The organism is Mesorhizobium sp. M4A.F.Ca.ET.022.05.2.1 (assembly GCF_003998845.1).
Lineage (GTDB): Bacteria > Pseudomonadota > Alphaproteobacteria > Rhizobiales > Rhizobiaceae > Mesorhizobium.
In genome coordinates, this window is sequence record NZ_RZOJ01000409.1 from 1 (window position 1) to 5,415 (window position 5,415).

Consider the following 5,415-nt stretch of genomic DNA (forward strand, 5'->3'; position numbering starts at 1 on the left):
GCACTGGACTTGAAGGAAGGCGGCCGGCGACGGCCGCCTTCCTTCGCCCTGTGGAAACCGGGCATCGTCCGTATTTGGGGTCGTGCGGTCCGGCAAGCGTGCTTATATGGACGGGAAAAGAGTCTCCGATGCGCTTTCCGCCCGCCTTCCTCGACGAGATCCGCGACCGTGTGCCGATTTCCTCGGTCATCGGCCAGCGCGTCGCGTGGGACAGGAAGAAGACCAATGCGTCGCGCGGCGACTATTGGGCCTGCTGCCCGTTCCATGGCGAGAAGAGCCCGTCCTTCCACTGCGAGGACAAGAAGGGCCGCTACCATTGCTTCGGCTGCTCGGTGTCGGGGGACCATTTCAAATTCCTGACCGAACTCGACGGCATGAGCTTTCCCGAGGCGGTCGAGAAGATCGCCGACATGGCCGGCGTGCCGATGCCGGTTCGCGACGAACAAGAGGAGCGGCGCGAGAAGGAACGCGCCAGCCTGACGGATGTCATGGAGATGGCGACCGCCTTCTTCCAGGAGCGGCTGCAAGGCCCGGAAGGCGCGAAGGCCCGCGCCTATCTGCGCGACCGCGGGCTGACGCCGGCGACACAGCAGTCGTTTCGGCTGGGTTATGCGCCGGACAGCCGCAATGCGCTCAAGGAACATCTTGCCGCCAAGGGCGTGCCGAAGGCCGACATCGAGGCCTGTGGGCTGGTGCGGCATGGCAACGACATTCCGGTCTCCTATGACTGGTTCCGCGACCGCATCATGTTCCCGATCCCGGACTCGCGCGGCAAGATCATTGCCTTCGGCGGCCGGGCGCTGGCGCCCGATGCGCTCGCCAAATACATGAACTCGCCGGACACCGAGCTCTTCCACAAGGGCAACGTGCTCTACAATTTCGCCCGCGCCCGCAAGGCTCTCGCCAAGGGCGGCACCGTCATCGCGGTCGAAGGCTATATGGACGTGATCGCGCTGGCGCAGGCCGGCTTCGAGAACGCCGTGGCGCCGCTCGGCACAGCGCTCACCGAAAACCAGCTGGAGCTTCTGTGGCGCATGGCGCCGGAGCCGGTGCTCTGCTTCGACGGCGACAAGGCCGGGCTGAAGGCGGCGTGGCGGGCCGCGGATATGGCGCTGCCGGCCGTCCAACCTGGTCGCTCGGCGCGCTTTGCGCTGCTGCCGGAAGGAAAGGATCCCGACGATCTGGTCAAGGCCGAGGGGCCGGACGCTTTCCGCGCCGTGCTCGCCGACGCGCGGCCGCTGGTCGACCTTTTATGGATGCGCGAGACGGCGGGCGGCGTCTTTGACACCCCCGAGCGGCGGGCGGAACTCGAAAAGACGTTGCGCGAGTTGACCAGTCGCATCCGCGACGAGAGCCTGCGCTATCACTATCAACAGGAGATGCGCGAGAGGGTGCTGAGCTTCTTCGGCTCGCAGCGCGGCCCGCGGCAGGGCCGTCATGATGGCGGTCGACCGGGCGAGCGCGGCCAGGGCAAGGCTGCGGCACCCGGCGGACAATTCGCCAAGGGTGGCGGCGGCCGCATCGCGATCACCGAGAGCCTCGGCCAGTCGGCGCTGGTCAAGCGCGGCGAGGGCATGTCGGTGCGCGAGGCGACGATCATCGTGGCGCTGATCAACCATCCGGCGCTGATCGACGAGAATTTCGCTCACGTCGAATTCCTCGACCTTGCCAACAGCGATCTGAGGCGGCTGCATGCCGCCATCCTCGATGCCATGGCGCATGACATGGCCAATGATCGCGGCGCCGTGATCGCGACGATCGAGCGTGCTGGCTGCGGCGAGGTTTGGGAGCGCGCGGTGGCGCTGATCAAGCGCGCCAGGCAATGGCCGGCGCTGGAGACCGCCGCGCTCGAGGATGCCCGCGATGCCTTCAACCAGGCGCTGCACTTGCAGCGCAGCGCGCGCACCTTACATAGAGAACTGAAACAGGCGCAGGCAGCGCTCGACGCGGATCCATCGGACGAAAATTTCCGGCATCTGGTCGAGATTCAGGCGCAATTCAACGATGTGCAGGCAACGGAAGCGCTGATCGAAGGGTTCGGCGTGTCCTCGGGCAGGGTTGGACGCGTATAGGGTCCAACCTCGTCCAGGGAGCGAAATGGAAATGTCCCCGCGTCGAATCGACGCCTCTAAGTCGGGTAATTGATTCGCTTTTTTCATGCGAATCATGCGAGAGGCGCTTGACCTTCTGGCAGAATGGCGGAATCAGGACGATTCGAAATATTAACCCGTGCCAGGCGTCGACGGGAAAATTGAGCGATGCCGGGTACTGGTCACTGGACGGGCAAAAGGCCTGCCACAGATATCAGGGTTAATCTGGACTTAACGAGAGATGCGGTTACTGGCCCGGTGAAGAGCGTTCTGGTGCGAGCGCATCCGATTTGACCGGCACTGCAGCTTACGCGGCTTCGCTAGAAAGCCGCTTGGAGACGACAAAGAATGGCGACAAAGGAAAAGGAAGAGGTCGAGACCGAACGTGAAGGCGCCACTGATGGCCCTCTGCTCGACCTTTCCGATGATGCTGTCAAGAAGATGATCAAGGCCGCCAAGAAGCGCGGCTACGTCACGATGGACGAGCTGAACTCGGTGCTGCCTTCGGAGGAAGTGACCTCCGAGCAGATCGAGGACACGATGGCGATGCTTTCCGACATGGGCATCAACGTCGTCGAGGACGACGAGCAGGGCGAGGAACCCGAAGGCGGCGACTCTGGCGCCGACGCCGAGGAAGATGCCAATGAGCTCGCCGAGCAGACCGGCACGGCGGTCGCCACCACGACCACCAAGAAGGAGCCGACCGATCGCACCGACGATCCGGTGCGGATGTATCTGCGCGAGATGGGCTCGGTCGAGCTTCTGTCGCGCGAGGGCGAAATCGCCATCGCCAAGCGCATCGAGGCCGGCCGCGAGACGATGATCGCGGGCCTGTGCGAAAGCCCGCTGACCTTCCAGGCCATCATCATCTGGCGCGACGAGCTCAACGAATCGAAGATCCTGCTGCGCGAGATCATCGACCTGGAAGCCACCTATGCCGGGCCGGAAGCCAAGCAGGCGCCGGTGGTCGAGCGGATCGAGGAAGCCCCCAAGGCCGAGGAAAAGCCGCGCGGCCGCGCCGCCGCGCGCGAAGAAGAGGACGACATCACCAATGTCGGCGCCGACACCCGCGGGCTGGAAGAGGACGAGGACGACGAGGACGAGGCGAGCCTGTCGCTGGCGGCGATGGAAGCGGAACTGCGTCCGCAGGTGATGGAGACGCTCGACGTCATCGCCGACACCTACAAGAAGCTCCGCAAGCTGCAGGACCAGCAGGTCGAGAACAGACTGGCCGCCGCCGGCACGCTGTCGCCAAGCCAGGACCGCCGGCTGAAGGAGTTGAAGGACCAGCTGATCAAGGCGGTGAAGTCGCTGTCGCTCAACACGGCGCGCATCGAGGCGCTCGTCGAGCAGCTCTACGACATCAACAAGCGGCTGGTGCAGAACGAAGGCAAGCTGCTGAGGCTCGCCGAGAGCTATGGCGTGCGCCGCGAGGAATTCCTCAAGGAGTACCAGGGCTCCGAGCTCGACCCGAACTGGACGCGCTCGATCGCCAACCTGACCTCGCGCGGCTGGAAGGAATTCACCAAGAACGAGAAGGACGCGATCAAGGACCTGCGCGCCGAGATCCAGAACCTCGCCACCGAAACGGCGATCTCGATCCTGGAATTCCGCAAGATCGTCAACCAGGTGCAGAAGGGTGAGCGGGAAGCCGCCATCGCCAAGAAGGAAATGGTCGAGGCGAACCTTCGCCTCGTCATCTCCATCGCCAAGAAATACACCAACCGCGGCCTGCAGTTCCTCGACCTGATCCAGGAAGGCAATATCGGCCTGATGAAGGCGGTCGATAAGTTCGAATACCGCCGCGGCTACAAGTTCTCGACCTACGCGACATGGTGGATCCGGCAGGCCATCACCCGCTCGATCGCCGACCAGGCGCGCACCATTCGCATTCCGGTGCACATGATCGAGACGATCAACAAGATCGTGCGCACCTCGCGCCAGATGCTGCACGAGATCGGCCGCGAGCCGACGCCGGAGGAACTGGCCGAGAAGCTCGCCATGCCGCTGGAAAAGGTGCGCAAGGTGCTGAAGATCGCCAAGGAGCCGATCTCGCTCGAAACGCCCGTGGGCGACGAGGAGGATTCGCATCTCGGCGACTTCATCGAGGACAAGATGGCGATCCTGCCGATCGATGCGGCGATCCAGGCCAATCTGCGCGAGACGACGACCCGCGTGCTCGCCTCGCTGACGCCGCGCGAGGAACGTGTGCTGCGCATGCGCTTCGGCATCGGCATGAACACCGACCACACGCTGGAAGAGGTCGGCCAGCAGTTCTCGGTCACCCGCGAGCGCATCCGCCAGATCGAAGCCAAGGCGCTGCGCAAGCTCAAGCACCCGAGCCGGAGCAGAAAACTGCGGAGCTTCCTGGATAGCTGATACCGGCTTGGACATATCTTCGAAAGGGCGCCTTTGGCGCCCTTTTTTCGTGGAGACATGGACGATGGCGGCCCAGCGGCAGGCTCTTGCCGCCTCGGTCTTTCAGGCGGATAATTTCCACGTCGGATGCGTTTTCCGGGCGACAAACCGGATGCCCGCCCCGGTGGAAGGTCCGCGACCTTAACGCCGTGCTCCGTGGCGCCGGAGGAGGTGTGCCATGACGACTTACATCATGCTGCTCAACTGGACCGAGCAGGGTGCCAGAAATGTGCGCGAGTCACCGAAGCGGCTCGACGCCGCCAAGAAGCAGCTGGGCGACATGGGTGGATCGTTCAAGGCGTTCTACCTGACCATGGGCGAATGCGACATGGTGGCCGTCGTCGAGGCGCCGGACGATGCGGTGCTCGCGCGCTTCGCGCTGATGCTGGCGGTGGGCGGCAGTGTAAGGACGCGAACCCTGAAGGCATTCCCGGAATTCGCCTATCGCGAGATCATTACCTCACTGGGATGAATCGCGGCCCGGGTGAATCCGGGCTAGTCCTCACCGCATGTTCAAGCGCGGCGTGCCCGAGCGGTTCACACGGCGCGGCTTAGGCTGTTGTCTTATGCATGTCGATGTCCCAAAACCGCTGCGCACTTTTGGGCGACATGCACTGGGGCATTGCCGGATCGTGCGGGAGGTCGCGCCTCGACATGTCCAAGCCATCGCTCACCGTCTGGTACAACACGCGCTGCCCGGTCTGCGATGCCGGCATCAGCAGGCAGAAGCGGCGACTGGTCGAGGCGGTCAAGGCGGGCCGGATCAAGTTCCGTGACATCAATCTCGAGCCGTCGGCGCTTGCCGGATACGGCGCCTCGCTGGGGATATCCGCCGCCGCCTGCATGCCACCGACGCGGAGGGCAGGCTGCTGGTCGGCGCCGACGTCGCGATCGCGGTGTGGCGGAG

The 5,415-nt window shown here is 64.2% G+C and carries 3 protein-coding genes and 1 pseudogene; all 4 read left to right on the forward strand.

Annotated features, from left to right (window positions below):
- The first annotated feature begins 128 nt into the window (after positions 1-128).
- Positions 129-2,072, forward strand: coding sequence for a DNA primase (gene dnaG / locus EN745_RS29110; RefSeq protein ID WP_127422829.1), 1,944 nt, complete (start codon positions 129-131; stop codon positions 2,070-2,072).
- Positions 2,073-2,438: 366 nt separating this feature from the next.
- Positions 2,439-4,469 carry an RNA polymerase sigma factor RpoD gene (rpoD, locus tag EN745_RS29115; RefSeq protein ID WP_126058789.1) on the forward strand — a complete coding sequence of 677 codons (2,031 nt, stop codon included), beginning with the start codon at positions 2,439-2,441 and terminating at the stop codon, positions 4,467-4,469.
- A gap of 217 nt (positions 4,470-4,686) precedes the next feature.
- Positions 4,687-4,980 carry a GYD domain-containing protein gene (locus tag EN745_RS29120; RefSeq protein ID WP_126058790.1) on the forward strand — a complete coding sequence of 98 codons (294 nt, stop codon included), beginning with the start codon at positions 4,687-4,689 and terminating at the stop codon, positions 4,978-4,980.
- Between the two features lie 182 nt (positions 4,981-5,162).
- Positions 5,163-5,415 (forward strand): annotated as a pseudogene (locus EN745_RS29125) (DCC1-like thiol-disulfide oxidoreductase family protein); the annotation flags it as partial.